The organism is Oceanobacillus neutriphilus, assembly GCF_014645515.1.
GTDB lineage: Bacteria > Bacillota > Bacilli > Bacillales > Amphibacillaceae > Oceanobacillus > Oceanobacillus neutriphilus.
This window is the reverse complement of the sequence record NZ_BMLW01000009.1, coordinates 218,517-236,114: the sequence shown is the minus strand read 5'-3', so window position 1 is coordinate 236,114 and position 17,598 is coordinate 218,517. Positions and strand designations below refer to the sequence as shown.

18 protein-coding genes and 1 riboswitch are annotated in these 17,598 nt (G+C 39.3%); of the genes, 5 read left to right on the top strand and 13 right to left on the bottom strand.

All coding sequences use genetic code 11. The features are described from left to right. Positions 1-339: 339 nt before the first annotated feature. The 12 genes from IEX29_RS16125 to IEX29_RS16070 all read right to left on the bottom strand — a co-directional run bounded on the left by IEX29_RS16125 (position 340) and on the right by IEX29_RS16070 (position 11,647). Positions 340-1,071, bottom strand: a complete 732-nt coding sequence (locus IEX29_RS16125) for a GntR family transcriptional regulator (RefSeq protein ID WP_188735389.1) — start codon at positions 1,069-1,071, stop codon at positions 340-342. A 247-nt stretch (positions 1,072-1,318) separates the two neighbouring features. After that, complete coding sequence (locus IEX29_RS16120) at positions 1,319-1,840, bottom strand: GNAT family N-acetyltransferase (protein ID WP_188735388.1); 522 nt, start codon at positions 1,838-1,840, stop codon at positions 1,319-1,321. Between the two features lie 220 nt (positions 1,841-2,060). Next, positions 2,061-2,966 (bottom strand): ABC transporter substrate-binding protein, encoded by a 906-nt coding sequence (locus IEX29_RS16115; protein WP_188735387.1) that lies wholly within the window; start codon positions 2,964-2,966, stop codon positions 2,061-2,063. Between the two features lie 15 nt (positions 2,967-2,981). After that, positions 2,982-3,731 (bottom strand): ABC transporter permease, encoded by a 750-nt coding sequence (locus IEX29_RS16110; RefSeq protein ID WP_188735386.1) that lies wholly within the window; start codon positions 3,729-3,731, stop codon positions 2,982-2,984. Further along, entirely contained in the window at positions 3,728-4,735 is a 1,008-nt protein-coding gene (locus IEX29_RS16105; RefSeq protein WP_188735385.1) for an ABC transporter ATP-binding protein, read from the bottom strand. Before IEX29_RS16105 ends, IEX29_RS16110 begins: the two co-directional genes overlap by 4 nt. Before the next feature lie 21 nt (positions 4,736-4,756). Next, positions 4,757-5,410 carry an ABC transporter permease gene (locus tag IEX29_RS16100; protein WP_188735384.1) on the bottom strand — a complete coding sequence of 218 codons (654 nt, stop codon included), beginning with the start codon at positions 5,408-5,410 and terminating at the stop codon, positions 4,757-4,759. Positions 5,411-6,023: 613 nt separating this feature from the next. Continuing rightward, positions 6,024-7,139, bottom strand: a complete 1,116-nt coding sequence (locus IEX29_RS16095) for a mandelate racemase/muconate lactonizing enzyme family protein (RefSeq protein WP_188735383.1) — start codon at positions 7,137-7,139, stop codon at positions 6,024-6,026. An 891-nt stretch (positions 7,140-8,030) separates the two neighbouring features. Beyond that, positions 8,031-8,483, bottom strand: coding sequence for a hypothetical protein (locus IEX29_RS16090; RefSeq protein ID WP_188735382.1), 453 nt, complete (start codon positions 8,481-8,483; stop codon positions 8,031-8,033). Further along, on the bottom strand, positions 8,483-8,680 hold the full coding sequence (locus IEX29_RS16085; protein ID WP_188735381.1) for a helix-turn-helix transcriptional regulator: 198 nt from the start codon (positions 8,678-8,680) through the stop codon (positions 8,483-8,485). Before IEX29_RS16085 ends, IEX29_RS16090 begins: the two co-directional genes overlap by 1 nt. Before the next feature lie 261 nt (positions 8,681-8,941). After that, complete coding sequence (locus tag IEX29_RS16080; protein ID WP_188735380.1) at positions 8,942-9,649, bottom strand: ABC transporter permease subunit; 708 nt, start codon at positions 9,647-9,649, stop codon at positions 8,942-8,944. Beyond that, positions 9,646-10,494, bottom strand: a complete 849-nt coding sequence (locus IEX29_RS16075) for an ABC transporter ATP-binding protein (protein WP_188735379.1) — start codon at positions 10,492-10,494, stop codon at positions 9,646-9,648. Before IEX29_RS16075 ends, IEX29_RS16080 begins: the two co-directional genes overlap by 4 nt. 109 nt (positions 10,495-10,603) lie before the next feature. Then, entirely contained in the window at positions 10,604-11,647 is a 1,044-nt protein-coding gene (locus tag IEX29_RS16070; RefSeq protein WP_229720251.1) for a response regulator transcription factor, read from the bottom strand. Positions 11,648-11,780: 133 nt separating this feature from the next. Next, a riboswitch (TPP riboswitch) is annotated at positions 11,781-11,894 on the top strand. Positions 11,895-12,238: 344 nt separating this feature from the next. Here IEX29_RS16070 and thiW point away from each other — a divergent pair. From thiW to IEX29_RS16045, 5 genes are all read left to right on the top strand, one after another. Further along, the gene (gene thiW / locus IEX29_RS16065) at positions 12,239-12,730 is read left to right on the top strand and encodes an energy coupling factor transporter S component ThiW (RefSeq protein WP_268239074.1); all 492 of its coding nucleotides are present in this window, start codon (positions 12,239-12,241) and stop codon (positions 12,728-12,730) included. 32 nt (positions 12,731-12,762) lie between these two features. Continuing rightward, on the top strand, positions 12,763-13,584 hold the full coding sequence (thiD, locus tag IEX29_RS16060; protein ID WP_188735377.1) for a bifunctional hydroxymethylpyrimidine kinase/phosphomethylpyrimidine kinase: 822 nt from the start codon (positions 12,763-12,765) through the stop codon (positions 13,582-13,584). Beyond that, the gene (thiM, locus tag IEX29_RS16055) at positions 13,574-14,359 is read left to right on the top strand and encodes a hydroxyethylthiazole kinase (protein WP_188735376.1); all 786 of its coding nucleotides are present in this window, start codon (positions 13,574-13,576) and stop codon (positions 14,357-14,359) included. The genes thiD and thiM overlap by 11 nt, the downstream gene beginning before the upstream one ends. Beyond that, positions 14,349-14,969 carry a thiamine phosphate synthase gene (thiE, locus tag IEX29_RS16050; protein WP_188735375.1) on the top strand — a complete coding sequence of 207 codons (621 nt, stop codon included), beginning with the start codon at positions 14,349-14,351 and terminating at the stop codon, positions 14,967-14,969. The genes thiM and thiE overlap by 11 nt, the downstream gene beginning before the upstream one ends. Before the next feature lie 126 nt (positions 14,970-15,095). Beyond that, complete coding sequence (locus IEX29_RS16045) at positions 15,096-15,842, top strand: hypothetical protein (RefSeq protein ID WP_188735374.1); 747 nt, start codon at positions 15,096-15,098, stop codon at positions 15,840-15,842. Positions 15,843-15,907: 65 nt separating this feature from the next. On the opposite strand, the gene IEX29_RS16040 is transcribed toward IEX29_RS16045, so the two are convergent. After that, positions 15,908-17,464 carry a BCCT family transporter gene (locus IEX29_RS16040; RefSeq protein WP_188735373.1) on the bottom strand — a complete coding sequence of 519 codons (1,557 nt, stop codon included), beginning with the start codon at positions 17,462-17,464 and terminating at the stop codon, positions 15,908-15,910. Positions 17,465-17,598: the final 134 nt, after the last annotated feature.

The window sequence follows — 17,598 nt, the reverse complement described above, 5'->3', positions numbered from 1 at the left end:
CTTCTTTCTTTAGCATCATTAATTGACGAAATTTTATTACAAATCATTTATAAATTACATTATAATCATTGTTGGGTTGTTGGGTCAACCTCAAATTGTAAATTTATTTGAAAAATTTTATAATTTTCCATATAGACAATTTTTCCTGTTAACAATACGAATAAATTTAAAATCAGATTCAAAATGAAAAAATAATATGCATTTATATTACCTTAAAAAGCAGCCAAAGTTGTTGCTTTAACAACATTTTAGCTGCTTTAAAGTGTCAAAAAAGGGATTACAACCTACATCCGGTTGTTGGGTCAACCTATTTAAAAAAGGAATCAAATTTGTAGACTTCTACAGCAATTCTGTATAGAATCTACAGCGGTCTCCCCGTACAATCGAACGACAGAATTCGACAGGCTGCTTTGCTGTATTATATGCAATTCTATCCAACATCAGTGCGGGATATCCTTCTTTTACACCGAGATATTGGCTTTCAAAATCTCGAACAAGTACGGGCTCAAATATTTCTTTCGCAGAAACTACAACCACTCCTGCCTCTTTTTCCATAAAATCATACAGCGAATATTTTTTTAGCATATCATTTGATATTTCAGAGACAATCTTTTTAGGTATATATGAAGTTTCCAAAATAATCGGTTCTTCATCAGCACACCGCAGCCTTCTCAATGCAGTGACCGGTTCGTTCAGATTAATCTTCAACTGTTTTGCTATATTTGTGTCTGCTTTCACTTCTTCAATACTGATAACCACATCTTTCGGTTCCATTCCTTGCTGTTTAATCACTTTGCTGAAACTGTAGAAACCCGTTAAGGATTGTTCCAATTTTGGTTTGGCTACAAAGGTCCCTTTTCCCTGTATGCGTTTTAATAGTCCTTCTTTTACCATATCATCTAACGCTTTCTTCACTGTATTTCGGCTGATTTGATATACATTCTTTAATTCATTCTCAGATGGTATCTTATCTCCAGGCAACCACTCACCAATCGTGATATTCGCTTTTAATATCTCTTTGAGTTGATGATAAAACGGAATCGGACTTTCGTAATCAATTCTCTTTTCCAAAGGTATCTCTCCCAATAAATAATTTTACAATTATTTAACCATGTAAAGCGTTTCTTGTCCAAAAAATTGGCCGTATGGCAATTGTCTTCATTTTTAATTACTTGTAAAAATTTTTCAGTGATTGTATTTAAAATCATGCTGAATCTAAGAGTGATAAATAAAATCAGTAATAAAAATTCCTATATGTAAGATAAGTTTCTTTCAATTTATTCCCTTCTTTATCAGTTGATTTCTAAATTCTATCATACTACAAAAACAATTGATAAGCATATCTCTCCCCATTCGCAAACGGAAGCTGGATAATCCCTTTGAACGCAAAACCTGCTGATAAAATAACATTTTGCATGGCCCGGTTTCCAGGATATGTATCAATTCGTACTTCAGATATCCCTTTTTCTTTGCATACAAACAGCAGCAGCTTTAGAAATGTTTTTCCATAGCCTTTTCCGTTTATCTCCGGATTAATAGCGAATTTATGAATCGTCGCATAGCTCTCCAGTGATGCATCCCAATCTCCATAGCTTATTGTCGAATAAGCTTGTTCCTCTTCATCTGTAATAATGGCCGTACCGACAATTACATTATTTATTGTAAAGAGATAATTATTTCCTTTTTCTATTTCACTTTTTATGTCTTCCTCTTTCGGAGAATCCTTATCTGACCATTGTGGAGATCCGGATTCAGCCAGCTTGATCCCCGCCTTGTTAATAATTTGCATAATATCTTGAAAATCACTAGAATTTCCGTTTCTTATTTCGATATTCACCATACCACCTGCTTTTATAATTTAATATCTCCCTTAAGTATATTTCTAATTTTAAATAAATAAAATGGATAAGCTTTATTTAACTGATGTTAAAATATAATATTAACATTTACAGCCTCCAGTAATAAGGTTCATTTCACATTAAAAATGGCATTACTCTGTATGAGTAATGCCATCCATTACATTTAAGTATTTCCTGTCTATTTAACAATCCACTTTACTTTCACTCCTCTAAAAAGCCATTCTCAACCAGATAATTATGCGCAACGATAGCTACACTCTGCCTTTCAATATCTACCTTGTAATTAAGCTGACGCATAACTTCACTGTCAAGACTTTCTGCGAGGGGGGCAAGAATGGATTCAACCTCCGGATATTCCTCAAGAAACTCTTCATTTACAGCAAGTGCTGCATTATAAGGAGCGAAAAATTTTTCATCATCTTCTAGTAAAAACAAGTCAAATGCGTCAATTTGGGCATTGGTTTCATATGCCATACCTACATCCAAATTTCCACTTTGCAGGGCTTCATAGATAAGGCCAGAATCCATTTGCGTAATATTTTCTGCTCCAAATTGAAAGTCATATGCTTCTTCCAGCCCGGGAACGCCATCTGCCCGATTGGCAAACTGAGCGTCCGTTCCCATTGTTAACTCATCAGGATGTTCATTCACATAATCTGCCAAATCAGAGTAGGTTTCAAGCCCATATTCTTCAGCTTTTTCACGAGTCATGGCAAGTGCATACGTATTGTTTACTTCCGAAGGGTTCACCCAGGAAATCCCGTTTTCCTGATCAACTTTCTTTAACTCTTCAAAAGCTTCATCAGGATCTGTTACCGGTTCCATCCCTAAATAAGTAACAATCGCTGTTCCTGTATAATCCCAGGCAAGGGTGACCTGCCCATTTTCTAAGGCGGTCCGGAGAACTGTACTCCCCAAATTCTCCATCATTTTTACATTGAATCCTTCCTCCTCAAGTAAGAAAAAGGTCATTTGTGTAAGTAAATACTGCTCGGTGAAATTTTTTCCGCCAATCGTTACCGTCTTCCCGCCACCACCAAAAACTGAGCAGCCGCTTAGAAAGACGAAGAGGAGGACGAGCATGATGGAGCGTCTAAAAATAGTCATTTTTGTAATCCTCCTTTATGTTGTGGTGGCAGTATCAGCCGTCTGTCTTGTTGATTTTGGCGAAATAACGTAACCCACGCCTCTTAATAAGTAGTCAAATCCAATTGCCATCAGCGTGACAGGAATCGCTCCTGAAATTAAATATGCATTGTCGAAAAGCTCAATACCTGTCATAATCCAGACGCCTAAACCGCCGCCGCCAATATAATAAGCAAGAGCAGCCGTTCCAATATTTAAGACAACCGCTGTTCTGAGTCCGCCAATAATTGCGTACGCAGCATTCGGCACTTCCACCCTCCAAAAAATCTGGCCTGCTTTCATTCCCATTCCTTTCCCTGCATCAATAAGATCAGGGTTTATCGAATTAAATCCTGCAACCGCATTACGAAAAATAGGGAGAACTGAGTAAATAAATAAAGCAAATACTGCCGGCTTAAAGCCTACTCCCAAAATACCAATTGCAAGAGCTAAGACGGCTAAGCTGGGAACCGTCTGCGCCAGGTTAGCAACATTCGAAGCAATCCATTCAAACTTGCGAAAACGGGGACGCGTAAACAAAACTGCTAAAGGCAAGGCGATTGCAATTGCCAGAAAAGAAGAAATTATAACTAGATTAAGATGCTGACCGACCAATACCCAAAACGTGTCCGACTGCTCGAAAATTGGCGAAAAGTAGCCATTTACACCTGCATAAACAAAGAAACCAATTACAAAAGCATACAGTAAAATTCGGACGATAATGGCGATAATCTTCTTCCGATTCACTCTATCACCTTCTCTTTTTCTCTGGCCTGAGCCGGCTTTTGACGCATTTCCAGATGTAGATATCTTTGCACGCGGTCAATGGTGATTGCTCCCTGCACCTCATCATTATCATCGTGTACAATCACTTGATCCGCCTCCTGATTTAATAGCATCGCAAGTGTATCTTTTAAATTCTCATGAACATTCACCTGCTTGGAATCGACAATAGATTGATCAATGTCCACCAGACCAATTTCTTCCTGCAGCTGAGCAATCGTACGTAAACTAAGGTGTTTAATAGCACGGTCCCTTCCTATGAATTGAGAAACATATTCATTTTTCGGATGGATTAATATATCAGAAGGTGTCCCATACTGCATAATCTCTCCATCACGCATAAGCACAATTTTATCTGCCATTTTAATTGCTTCATCAATATCATGGCTGACGAACAAAATAGTCTTCTTGACTTCACGCTGAATCTGTAAAAATTCATCCTGTATCTTTTCACGAATCAATGGATCCAGTGCACCAAACGGCTCATCCATCAGCATAACAGGAGGATCAGCGGCAAGTGCTCTAATGACACCAATCCGCTGCTGCTGGCCACCGGACAGTTCATTCGGAAATCGTTTCCGGTATTCCATCGGATCCAGACCAATCAATTGCATCAATTCTTTATAGCGGTTATGTTTTTTCTTTTTATCCCATCCCAGCAAATCAGGAACAATCGTTACATTTTCTTCTATATTCATATTTGGAAAAAGGCCGTTACTCTGGATGACATAACCAATCTTCCGTCTAAGTTCAATTTCATTTAGTTCGCCTATGTCCTGGTCATTAATTAAAATGGAACCTTCAGTAATCGTCTCCAAACGGTTTACCATCCGAAGAAGTGTTGTTTTTCCACATCCGGACGGGCCAAGGAAAATAACAATTTCTCCTTGCTCTACTTCAAAATTAACATCATTTACAGCTTTTTCAGTTCCTGTGTATGATTTAGATACATGTTTAAATGAAATCATATGTTCACCCCTTCATCAGTATTAGTTCTCTATACCTTTTGGTGTCAGCCGCTTTTGAATCAACAAAAGAACGGTATCAGCAATAATTGCAAGCAATGAAACCACAATCGAACCTGTAACAATTGAGTACATATCGGTTCGAGTAATACCTTGAACAATCAATGTTCCGAGCCCGCCTGCACCAATAAATGCAGCAATAACACCAATCCCGATATTCAGGACAACGGCCGTGCGGATACCAGCCATGATGACAGGCAGGGCATTGGGAATTTCGACGCGGACTAGCCGTTGCCGCCTCTTCATTCCTACTCCATTGGCCGCATCTATAAACGCTGGATTCACATTTTTAATTGCCGAATAAGTATTACGGATAATCGGCAGCTGCGAATACAGCACCAGTGCGACTAACGCCGGAACAAAACCGATTCCCTGGTTAATTAGCGAAAAGAACGGAATCATTATCCCAAACAACGCAATACTCGGGATTGTTAAGAGTACAGAGGCTGCTGCTAAAACTGTCTCTGCTAAATCCTCATTGGTTGTCAGATAAATGCCAATCGAGACCCCGATAATAATCGCTATTATTATCGCTATCCCCACGAGTTCAATATGCTGAACCGTAAGACCCCATATGTAAGAAGCATTAATACGCAGATATTCAAGATATTCATTCATTTTAGTGCCCCCTTTTTCAGTAGCGAAAATGAGTTATTCTAAGCATTAGCATGCTGCTCATTTCCGTATAAATCTTACATGAGTACTAATTTCAAATGTAAAATTAGCATAATAAACTATCCACAGTTATAATCAAAAAGTCATGAAGCTCAGGTCCAAAGCGGCGTATACACTAATGGACGGATATTTTTCCTGCAAAATTTCACCCGCATATACAGAGAGATCAGAAATGGATTCCCTGTGTCACTATGTCTATAATGACCGGAGAAAGTACCATTTTTAGGGAAGGAATTAAATACGAAGGCTCTGCTAAAAAAATAGGAAGCAGAAGGTAAAGAAAATAATAATAATAATAGGGACGTCCACACTAAAGCAATCACCAAAACTTTGTCATTACAGAGAGACTGCATTTGTTATCATACGTAAAGTTCTCCCGGGCATGTGCAGATATACACTGGAAGCTGCTGTGATTATTCGCATGTTCACTTTATTGTTTCTGAATTCTCAGGAGGCCGTTCTCCCTATCTTGGAACAGCGCAGCTTCTATCATCTGAATCCAACCTGTTCAATCTCTCAATAGATGCGCATATAACTATCCTGACCTTGCCTCGTCTTATCGAATTTCATACTGTTTTAGCACTTCTTCGTCAATTTCAAATCCAAGTCCCGGTTTGTTGCCACCATGCAAATAACCATGTTGATCCAATTTCAATCGCGTATCTGACGTTTGGAGAAAATCGCGGCGTTCCACAGACCATGCAGGCGGATCATAAGGGAATTCAAGATAAGCTGTATTTCCTACCCCAAGAGCTGTATGAAGGTTGGCAGCCACACCGATGCCATTGGTCCATGTATGCGGCGAATATACACCTCCATTTGCCTGAACATAGTCAGCGATCTTTCTTCCAAATGTAATTCCTCCACAAAGCGCTACGTCAGGCTGATAAACATCAAGTGCACCAGCATTACTTAACTCACGAAATTCATGGAAGCGACGATTCATTTCACCGCCGGCCACACGCACACTCGTCATATTTCGCAGACGTACCATATTTTCCAAATCATCATGAGGAAGCGGCTCTTCAAGCCAATAAACATTCAGCTGCTCCAGTTCTTTAGCAACTTGGGCGGCCATTTTCAAATCCCATGTAGGTTCAGTATCTCCCGGCATCTTCCAGCCTTGATTTGCATCTACCATAATCTCCATTTTATTCCCTATTGCTTTGCGGACTTCCTCCACTACAGCAAGATCCTCACGCACATCCTGATGATGGAAGCGTATTTTCATTGCTTTGAATCCTCGCTGAGCAAGATGCTCCGCCCGTCTGGCCCGTTCTTCTTTGCTTACTAATTCACCCGTTGAGGCGTAAGCGAGAACTTTATCTTGCTTGCCCCCCAGAAGCTTGTAAACGGGCTGGGCAGTTATTTTACCTATCAAATCCCAAAGAGCAATGTCAAGGGGCCATGATCGCCCATAGTGAAAATCAATGTTATTTAAAACCTGGGCATGCCGTTCCACGTCAAATGGATCGCGCCCAATAAAGAGGTGCTCATGACCTTCAAATCCTGTCATCAAATCGCCGGAGCCAATGCCTGTAAAACCTTCATCTGTATGCACAAAAACGAGTGTTGCCGGAAACTTCTCTCTCGGTTCTGGATCCCAAGCAGCTTTAAATGGCGGATCTAATGGCAGCAAATAATGCTTAATCTGAATTTCTGTTATTTTCATAGATGAAAATTCTCCTTATAATTATCCATTATTTCTAAGCTTTATCTTATATGTTTTTTTACAAGCCAAACTTAGGAAACGCCAAAGAGCAAATATACAATATTTGCTGATAAAAAATCTTTCACAACTGGCAGAAAAAGTGCAACTAAATGCTTTTTTCCGATTACGTAATAATATCTTGATCATGATCATGTATTGATATTTGAATTTTCTAAAATTTAAACTGAAATATAACTTCCCCTGATATAATCAGGGAGACTATCCATTTGTTGTTGTACTTCACTTTTAAATATCTGCATTCCTATATTTAATGTCATTATCATGAATTCAGATTAATTGCTGTAACGAGATCGCCTGATTAGAGTCATAAAAAGCTACTTTTTTTCAGGGCATTTTTGATCTTCACCGACTGAACGGGACTGTGTTTACTTGCCCATCAAGATCGTTACTTCCAGCTGGAAAGAGTCTATGGATAGCTGCCCCTGATAATTAATAATTTAGTGTTACAATCAATCATATAAATCCCCCCATTTGCTCAATATATAAATAAATTCTGCTTTTTAAAGCTAAATTAGCACATATATGATTTTATAATATATTCCCCTAAAAAAATTTTTGAAACCACAAAAGCGGCAAATGCCCCTGTTTTATTTTAATCACATAAAAAAAGCTATTTCTTAAGCCCGGTAATATTGGCTCAAAAATAGCTTTTGCAAATAAGGAAATAATATAATCTTTTTTATAAACCAATAATAAATAATGACTGCAATCAAACAAGTATGATAATTATTCTTTTGATTGGACCTGGTGTATTTTCCACCCCAACATCTTATACGCAAGGGGGAATAAATTATCCAAACCTAATTTTTCTGCATATTATCAAAAAAACCTTTACAATAACTCTTTATTTTTCTTATATGATTTTTTTAATGAAATGAATTCCAATAAAAATGATATGATACCAACACTTATTACCATTCCAAAAAAATCATACCAATTGGCTTCATTAGATGCCATTGTATATACCAGATAGCCGATTCCAAACAGAACAACAAAAGAAGCTGTTCTAGATTTAAGAGCTCTTAACGCTCTTTTATATTCCTTTTCCGTTGCAATATCGGTATATTCGATTCCCGACAGAGTATATCTTCCTAAAATATAAAAAAGGAAAATTGCTATACCGGCTAATAAGATGACACCTGTATCTAAGCTTATAAAATTACTGCAGATAATCATGATTACCAGGAAAAGAAAAAGCAGAACTGCTCCTTCAGCTAAAAAATACAGCATCTTTTTCTCCTTATACTCATCATCCGGCATTAAAAAGGATATCCATGATTTCATTAATCTTCTACCTCCCAAAATAATTCATCTAATGTTTTTTCCAGCTCTTTTGCTATTGCAATACAGAGTGAGAGCGTTGGGTTGTATTCCCCTTTTTCAATCAATCCAATTGTCTGTCTCGTTACACCAACATTCTTTGCCAGCTGCTGCTGGGTCATTGACGTTTTTACACGTGTTATTTTCACATTATTTCTCATTATTCACTCCGCCCCATGAATGCAATATATAAATTACTTTTGTTAATTATATATTACATCATCATATTAATAAAATCAAACTATTTTTTGAATAATGATTGCAGCAATCTAAAGAAAACTAACAGCTGCGAAGCTTTGAATCAGATACTTAATTAACTTATACTGCAAAGAAAAAAGCCATTTGAAGAGTTCCTTCTGCTCTACAAATGGCTTTGCTTTTAATTAAACCAGCTTCTATTTCATTAACAATCTATTCCCTACTTAATCCATCATCCGCTTTTTAAATGTAACAGCAGTTAATACTAACGTTACTACAACCCAGGCTCCAATAATTGCAAAAGGCTTCCAAAGCTCATCAAAACCAGCTCCTGCTTCACTTAAGTTAGCGATTTCTTCCAACTGAATTCCCGGTGTATACTCTAATACTTGTAAAAAACTGAACTGATCAGCAAGCCCAATGAACATATTCGCCATACCAAATATAAACATTACAGGAAGAATATAGACAGATGCTTCCACTACACTTCTTGTGATTAATCCCATCCAAGTTCCTAAAGCGATAAAGAAAATCAGAGATAGAAGAATCCCCGCAATTAACCAGCCTCTTCCAGAAAGTGAAAAATCCATGATGAACATACTAACAGCTGTTACAATAACCGTAATCACAATGGTAACAGCGCTTTTTCCGGCTATAATTTCTGTCAGTGTAGCTGGAGAAAGCATCAGACCGCGCAATGTATTTTTCTCCTTTTCTTCTGCTATTATTGCACATTGCAGAAAGGTTCCAACCAAAGCAAGGGATAACGTAATTACAAATAGGTGCATTGCTAATGGCATTTCCCCTATCCGACTATATATGACAGCAAATATAAGCGGCATCAGCGCTGTGGATGAAATGTACAAATTTCGATATAAATCTTTTAAGTCTTTTTGAAAAATAGCCATAAAACGTTTTACAGAAAATGTCATACTAATTCCCTCCCTGTTACTTCAACAAATATATCTCCTAATGTCGGTTCTTTTGTATAAATTCGCTCCACCATTTCCCGGGAAATATATTGTTGAATTTCCTCAGCACTTGATGCTTTCAAGGGAAGTTCTAATTCTCTTCCATCCTTTAATTCGATACCAATAATTTCTTCCCGATACTGTTTTTTCAGCTGTTTCGGCTCGTCTAAAAGCTGGACAACCCCTTTATTTAAAAAGGCTACCTGGCTGCACAGATGATCAGCCTCCTCCATATCATGTGTTGTCAGAAAAATAGTCGTTCCCTGTCGATTCAGTTCTTTTAAACCATTATGGATATGCTTGGAATTAGCAGGATCCAATGCAGATGTCGGTTCGTCTAAAAATAATAACTCTGGCTTATGCAAAAGTGCTCTTGCCAATAATACCCGCTGTGTCATTCCTTTAGACAGCTTGGCGACCTGTGTTTTTTTCTCGGAATCTAAATTAACGGATTCCAGCGCTTCGTCAATTCGCTGTAAGGATGTACCATATAAATCTGCGTAAAGCTTTAAGTTATCATAAATAGTCAGCCTTGCATATAAACCGCTATTATCTGTCACTACACCAAAACGTTTTCGATATTCAGATGTGTTTAACTTTGAGACTGGTACTCCAAATACATTCGCTGTACCTGAACTCTGCCTCATCTGGCCGGTTAAAATCTTTATTGTTGTTGTCTTTCCTGAACCGCTTGGACCCAGAAAGCCAAATGTTTCTCCTTTTTTAACTTGAAAGGACACATCATGTAATGCCTGTTTATCACCAAAAATCTTCTCTAAAGATTTCACTTCTATCATATTCTCCACTCCAAAAACCTCCTGATCAGTTATTTACCTGTGACTAAAGATTAGTCTCTTTTCAACAATCGTGCAGTATATTTTCAATGAATGGAGTATATTTTAAGCTGAGTTGTGCTTATTCTACTCCCAATAATTCCTTTAGCTCGTTCAATTTTGATTTCGATAATGGAACCTGGGAGCTTTTTTTATCAATAAGGGATAAGCTGTAACTGTTTCTGGTCCATGTAATAACCTCTCTTATTTTTTGAAGATTCACAATATAAGAGCGGTGACAGCGAAAGAAGCCTTGGTGAGATAAACGCTGTTCTAATTCTTTTAAGGTAAGACCTGTTGGAAATCCTTCCCCACGCGTATACAGATATGTTTGACCATTCTGGCTTTCAATATAGTCGATTTCCTGTGGGTCAAATAAAATAATTTTCTCCTCTACTTTGGCAGAAATTTTATTTAACTGAAAGCTTTGCTGTACTTGAACCTCTTCTTCCTCTGATTCTATCCCATCTGTTTCTAAAGATTTCAACCTGCCTTTCTCCTCTGTTTCAACTTCGATTTGATGCAGGCCCTGTTCATCTAAACGATAGACTGTATCCGCAATTGTAATGGCACTCTCCGTGCTTGTTGTTAAAATAAGTACCGCTTTTTGTTGTTCCTGCAAAATCCCGACAAATTGATGAAGTACACGTTTCGTTTCCAAATCCACATTTACCTCAGGCTCTTCAAAAACCACAATTTCTGCTTTCTGCATTAATATTCTGCCGAACTGGACCCGGCGCTTTTCAGAACGGTTCAACTGATGCATTTTCCATCTTGCTTTTTCCTCCAGTTGAATCAGCTGTAGAACTTCCTTTATGGAAGCCTTGCTTTGATATAAGGACCCGATAAATGCCAAATATTCCTGTACCTGCAACCGTTCATAAATACCTTCTTCATACCAGCAAATTCCTAAAGAAGAAAAGTATTTCTGCTTATCCTCCGCCAATGTTTTATGCTGTATCTGAATAGAACCTTTTCGTATACTTTCTTCTCCGGCAATCATCTGCAATAATATCGCACGGACATTAACAGTGGACTGAATCGCTTTAATTTCTCCAGGTTTTATTTCTATATCTATCCTCGGAAATAATGTTTGATCTCCTTGACGATATTCAATTCCGTTCATTCTTAACATGCTTTATACCTCTCTATCCATAAAAACTTCATTCCATTTTATTCTGATAGCTTTTAAGCCTGATTATTATTTCATGACAAACAGTTGAATCTTTGATACAGTAGATTCAAAGAAAATAATGAAAAGCAACTACTAGGGGAGCCCAAAACTGCGGGCTGAGAGGGAAGCATGCTTACTTTCCGACTCTTACAAACCTGATCTGGCTAATACCAGCGTAGGGAAGTAGTCAATCAACTTATGATTACTCTCAGTATACCAAATCAGGCTTCTCTATAAAGCCTGATTTTTTTATTTTTACAAAGTAGTTTACTTTTCATTCCAAAAAGAAAAGCGAAAAGCGCCCGCTTAAAAACGTAGAGATTGCGCCCCCGATCTTTGGGGGGGTTCGACTTTAGTCGAACTTCCTTCACCCTTGAGATAAAGGAAACATGCCCCTTTAGGGGTATGCCGACGTTAGGCTTCAGCCTGCTTTTAGTCGGCCTTCCTTTACTTTAAATCGATGTTGACTTTCACCCGCAGGGTATGACGTGAAATCTCTAAAGATTGGCGCTTGGAGCTAGACATAAAGAGGAGATGATTGGATTGAAAAACCGTACACGCTTATTAACGCTGATGGCTGTTTTTATAGCCATTGGAACAATTGGCTCTCAATTGCTCTGGTTTCCTGCAGGGGTTGCCAGAGCTTATCCCGTGCAGCATGCCATTAATGTCATTGCTGCAATTATACTGGGACCGGGGCCGGCAGTAATTATTGCATTAATGATCAGCCTGCTTCGAAATCTTTTAGGTCTGGGCACAATCGTTGCTTTTCCCGGAGCAATGATTGGAGCATTTGTTGCGGGGGTATTGTATAAGAAAACACAAAGATATTCTATGGCGGCTTTTGGAGAAATAATTGGAACAGGGATTATCGGTTCATTCTTTGCTGTTCCTATTGCAAATCTCCTGATGGGGAGCTCAGTGGGAGCACTTGCATTTATCCCGCCGTTTATTGTCAGCAGCGTCTCCGGTGCTTTGATCGGCTGGCTGCTGGTCAGCCGTTTACCGGCACGGCAGTTTTCTTTAACAAAATAAATTATTTTACAATCCTAAGGAGGATTTTTATTATGAGTCAGGTTCGTTGTGCATTAACCATTGCCGGCACTGATCCAAGCGGTGGTGCTGGAATTCAGGCAGATTTAAAAACATTTCAAGAGTTAAAAACCTATGGTATGTCTGTTATTACTTCTGTTGTAGCCCAAAATACAACAGGTGTCCGTTCTGTCGAGCATATGCCGCTTTCTATGATTGAGGACCAGCTGGATGCAGTCATCGAAGACATGCCAATCCATGCAGTAAAGACAGGAATGATTGCAAGCAAGCCAATGATGGAATTAATCGCTAAAAAATTAGAAAAGATTGATGCACCATATGTGATGGATCCTGTTATGGTTGCGACCAGCGGTGATGCTTTAATAAATAAAGAGGCCCGTAACTTTTTGCGTCAGTATCTTCTTCCTTTAACGACGGTTGTTACACCAAATATTCCGGAAGCAGAATTTCTGACCGGCTTATCTATTGAGTCTACAGATGATATGAAAAGTGCTGCAGAATATCTCGTTCATGAGTATGGTGTGGATGCTGCCTTAGTTAAAGGAGGGCATCTGAAAGGTCAGGCTGTCGATTTTCTTTATGACGGCAAGCAGATGCACAGCTATGCTGCAGATCGTATTGATACGAAAAATACGCATGGAACCGGCTGTACCTATGCTGCTGCCATTGCTGCTTATTTAGGGAAAGATTATCCACTCCCAGAGGCGGTAAAGCATGCAAAAGCTTTTGTAACTGCCGCTATCTCCAAATCATTTGCACTTGGAAAAGGAAATGGCCCGACAAACCACTGGGCAATCCGTGAAAATGCCGGAAAGGAGATTACGCATGAATCCTGATATTATCCAGCAAGTCAGAAACAATACGCCGCTTGTCCATCATTTAACCAATCAGGTTGTTATGAATTTTAGTGCTAATGGGCTGCTCGCTTTTGGCGGCAGTCCTGTTATGGCAAAGGAATTAAAGGAAGCAGCAGATATGGCTAAAATTGCGGATGCACTTGTTTTAAATATTGGCACGATTTTAGAGAATGAAGTCGAAGCAATGATTGCAGCAGGAAAAGCTGCCAATGAAAAAGGTATCCCTGTTGTTCTTGATCCTGTCGGTGTGGCAGCAACCTCTTTTCGGAAAGAAATAATCGAAAGAATTTTACAAGAAGTGCATCCAACAGTCATCAAAGGGAATGCAGGTGAAATTGCTTCCTTGGTTAATGCCGATATTCAAACACGCGGAGTAGATTCTGTCGGTGAAGGAAATATAGATGATATTGCAGAAAAGGCTGGTAAACAATTTGATACTGCGATTGTAGTTACTGGAAAAACGGATGTTATCTATGCTGAGCAGAAATTAATTTATAATCAGACTGGGCATCCGCTTCTCTCCAGCATCACTGGAGCAGGATGTTTATTAGGATCCGTTGCAGCAGCATGCCTGACTACATCCTATCCGGTCGTGGAACAGCTTCGTTCAGCACTCAGCTTCTACGGACTGGCCGCAGAGCATGCAGCAAGGGAACCTCATGTGCAAGGACCGGGAACCTTTTTACCAAGCTTTATTGATGCTTTATCCTTTACACCCAAGCAATTAAATGGAGGAACGGTAGATGGAATTTAATAGACAACAACTAAGAAAATATTTTATTATGGGAAGCCAAAATTGCCACAGAGATCCTTACGCTGTTTTAGAGGAGGCACTCGCTGCAGGCATTACGGCATTTCAATTTCGGGAGAAAGGCACCGGTTCGTTAAATGGTGAGGAAAAACTTAAACTGGGTAAAAGCTTAAGAGAGCAATGCAGAAATCATGATATTCCATTTTTTATTAATGATAATATTGAGCTTGCTGAAGAGTTGGATGCAGACGGTATACATGTAGGTCAGGATGATATGCCTGTCAGGGAAGTTCGTGCTAAGTTCCCGGATAAAATCATTGGCCTGTCCATATCTACACAGCAGGAGCTTGATCAAAGTCCGCTCGATTTAGTGGATTATATTGGTGTCGGACCAATTTTTGCAACCTCTACAAAAGAAGATGCAAAACAGGAAGTAGGCTTAGAATGGATTCATACCATCCGTTTGCAATTTCCAGAAATGCCTGTTGTGGCAATCGGCGGGATTCAGATAGAAAACGCAAGCTCTGTTATAGAAGCAGGCGCTGATGGCGTTTCTTTTATTACTGCTGTTACTGAAGCAGATAATATTAAGGAAGCTGTAGATAGACTGTAGTGTATATCATTTAGATTCATTTTCCGTTGTCTGGTTATTCCGCCCAATCTGTTTGTTATGAAGCGCAAATAATACAGATGCCTCATATGCTATTAGGGAACATCAGCCTAATAGAGGAGGAAAATTATGAATTATTTTCAACCACCGCATCCAAACGGCGAGGAAAACAAACAGAATAACCTGCCCGGGAAGATGCTGAACAACTATTTTCAACCGGCTCCACAGCATGAATATTCCAATGGATTCTTTGCAGGGAGTCCAGAGGGGCCGGAGGGGGAAACTGGCGGGCCAGGAGACTATTATCAAGAGCAGCAGTCTACTGATAATATGCCGTACCAACATCAACATGGACAGCAAAACTTGCCGCCCCAGGAGCGAATCGGCAACTTTTTCCCTGGCTTCCCGGGTGGAAACGGTAATGAATCTCCATTCCCAGACTTTGATACAGATCAATTTATAGGTAATGTATTCCCCGGCCCTCCAAATAACACCGGGGGTGGAGGAGGAAATGAAGGTGCTCCTCCAAATTGGCCGTCGGCTCCATCTTTTCCAAACTTTCCAGGGAGTGGAGGAACTCCTGGACAGCAATCAGGCCCGGCAGAAATGGGCGGCATGAACAGCCAGCCTCCGGTGGGACCGCCGCCAAACTTTGTACCGCAAAAGCAGCAGGTGCAGGCATTTGCGGTTGATCCTGGCGGCATCAGACATTGCATGTTCCGCTTCACCTATATTTGGCCAAATCGAGGCAACGGATTTTGGGCCTTCTCGACGTTTCTAGGCAGAAATTCCATTGCCGGCTTTCGCTGGAATGGTTTCCGCTGGGTTTACTTCGGAATGGATTTAAATAGTATTGAATCCTTTCAATGTATGTAACTATAAAAACGAGCCGCTGAAAAGGTTTTGCTTTCAGCGGCTCGTTTTTATCTTATATTCTTTAATTAATTATATTTCTTATCTTCTTTCTTACGCATTTCACGCTGCCAAATAAGTCCCTGTTCCAATGCCATTTTCTTAGCAATTTTCGGCGCGTTCCAAAGCGGCGGCAATATCAATAGCGATACCGGAACGGCTGTAATGACAATGGAGTTCTGAATAGATGTTATACTATCTTCACCAATTGTAAGAATAACCGCAGTAAATGCTCCAAATAGAACAGCCCAGACAACCCGCAGCCAGCGCGTTGGATTATCATGTCCTGTCAATGTTGCAGCAACTGTATAAGACATTGTATCTGCAGTTGTTGCAACAAAGATAATAGATACAAGCAGGAAAGCAACTCCCATCGCTGTTCCTAAAGGAAGCTGATCAGTAATCGCCATAACTGCAGCAGGCATCCCGCCATCAGTTAATGCTTCAGAAACAGAACCCGGTTTTTCTATTTCAAAGAAAACACCGGTTCCACCAACAATAGAGAACCAGAAATTCGTCACAAGAGGAGCTACAACAGAAACTGCAATGATAAGCTCACGAATTGTTCTCCCTCGGGAGATACGGCTGATAAAGACAATAAGCATCGGTGCATAGCCGATAAACCATGCCCAAAAGAAAATCGTCCATCCTGCCAGCCATTCTCCATCTCCACGATAGAACATCATTTCAAACATATTTTGAATATGGACCCCTGTACCGCCGACAAACCCATCAATAATAAATGCAGTAGGTCCAATAATTAATACTATAATAGCTAAAAGAATTGTAAATTGGACATTCCAGTTACTCAAGTGGTAAATTCCTCTATCAACACCGGTAGCTGCTGAAATTGCTGCTACGGTAACCAGGACAATAACAACGATAATGCTAATTGTTAATGTATTCGGTACATTAAATAGGTGATTTAATCCATAAGAAATCTGTAAACCTAAAAATCCAAGTGGTCCCAATGTTCCTGCTGCCGTTGCAATAATAGAAAAGGAATCGGCCAACGTTCCAATGGCACTTTTTTCATATATCTTATCTCCAAAAATGGGGTACAATAATCCTCGCGGTTTTAGAGGATAACCCTTTTGGTAATGCACATACATCATTACAATAACTGCAAGCGTACCAAGAATTGCCCATGCAAGGAATCCCCAATGCATAAAAGCTTGAGCAAAGGCCGCTTCTATATTATTAAATTCTCCTCCACCAAAAAGAGGCGGTGTAGACATATAATGATACATTGGTTCCGCAGCGGCCCAAAAGACCCCTCCACTGGCCAATAATGTTACTAATATCATACATACCCAGCCAAAATAGCTATATTTTGGCTTATCCTGATTTCCTAACTTTACTTTTCCATACTTTGAAATTGCCAGGCCTAAACCGATGGCGAAATTAAGGAATAAGAGTATTTGCCAATAAGCGCCAAACCACTCAGCAGAATAATTAAATAAGGTGTTTACTGCATTATCCACCATATCACTGTTAATCAGTGACAGGATAATAAATACAACTAAAAATCCTCCACTGATATAAAAAACTGGCCAATCTAAACCTTTTCCTTTTTTTGACTTCACACTTTACCTCCTGATTAATGTAAGCGTCTAAAATATCATAAATGTTATTTACAGACCTTTTTTGGATGAAAGCATTATTTAGAGAAATGCTTGACAAACTTTCATCCTCTCACTTGTTTTATTTGCACATGTCT

Excerpts from the sequence above, each read along its gene's own strand:
- thiD (WP_188735377.1), top strand. The coding sequence starts at position 12,763 with ATGAGTCAGGTTCGTTGTGCATTAACCATTGCCGGCACTGATCCAAGC.
- IEX29_RS16100 (WP_188735384.1), bottom strand. The coding sequence starts at position 5,410 with ATGAATGAATATCTTGAATATCTGCGTATTAATGCTTCTTACATATGG.
- IEX29_RS16070 (WP_229720251.1), bottom strand. The coding sequence starts at position 11,647 with ATGAACGGAATTGAATATCGTCAAGGAGATCAAACATTATTTCCGAGG.
- IEX29_RS16095 (WP_188735383.1), bottom strand. The coding sequence starts at position 7,139 with ATGAAAATAACAGAAATTCAGATTAAGCATTATTTGCTGCCATTAGAT.
- IEX29_RS16115 (WP_188735387.1), bottom strand. The coding sequence starts at position 2,966 with ATGACTATTTTTAGACGCTCCATCATGCTCGTCCTCCTCTTCGTCTTT.
- IEX29_RS16085 (WP_188735381.1), bottom strand. The coding sequence starts at position 8,680 with ATGAGAAATAATGTGAAAATAACACGTGTAAAAACGTCAATGACCCAG.
- IEX29_RS16045 (WP_188735374.1), top strand. The coding sequence starts at position 15,096 with ATGAATTATTTTCAACCACCGCATCCAAACGGCGAGGAAAACAAACAG.
- thiM (WP_188735376.1), top strand. The coding sequence starts at position 13,574 with ATGAATCCTGATATTATCCAGCAAGTCAGAAACAATACGCCGCTTGTC.
- IEX29_RS16080 (WP_188735380.1), bottom strand. The coding sequence starts at position 9,649 with ATGACATTTTCTGTAAAACGTTTTATGGCTATTTTTCAAAAAGACTTA.
- IEX29_RS16105 (WP_188735385.1), bottom strand. The coding sequence starts at position 4,735 with ATGATTTCATTTAAACATGTATCTAAATCATACACAGGAACTGAAAAA.
- IEX29_RS16120 (WP_188735388.1), bottom strand. The coding sequence starts at position 1,840 with ATGGTGAATATCGAAATAAGAAACGGAAATTCTAGTGATTTTCAAGAT.
- IEX29_RS16090 (WP_188735382.1), bottom strand. The coding sequence starts at position 8,483 with ATGAAATCATGGATATCCTTTTTAATGCCGGATGATGAGTATAAGGAG.
- thiE (WP_188735375.1), top strand. The coding sequence starts at position 14,349 with ATGGAATTTAATAGACAACAACTAAGAAAATATTTTATTATGGGAAGC.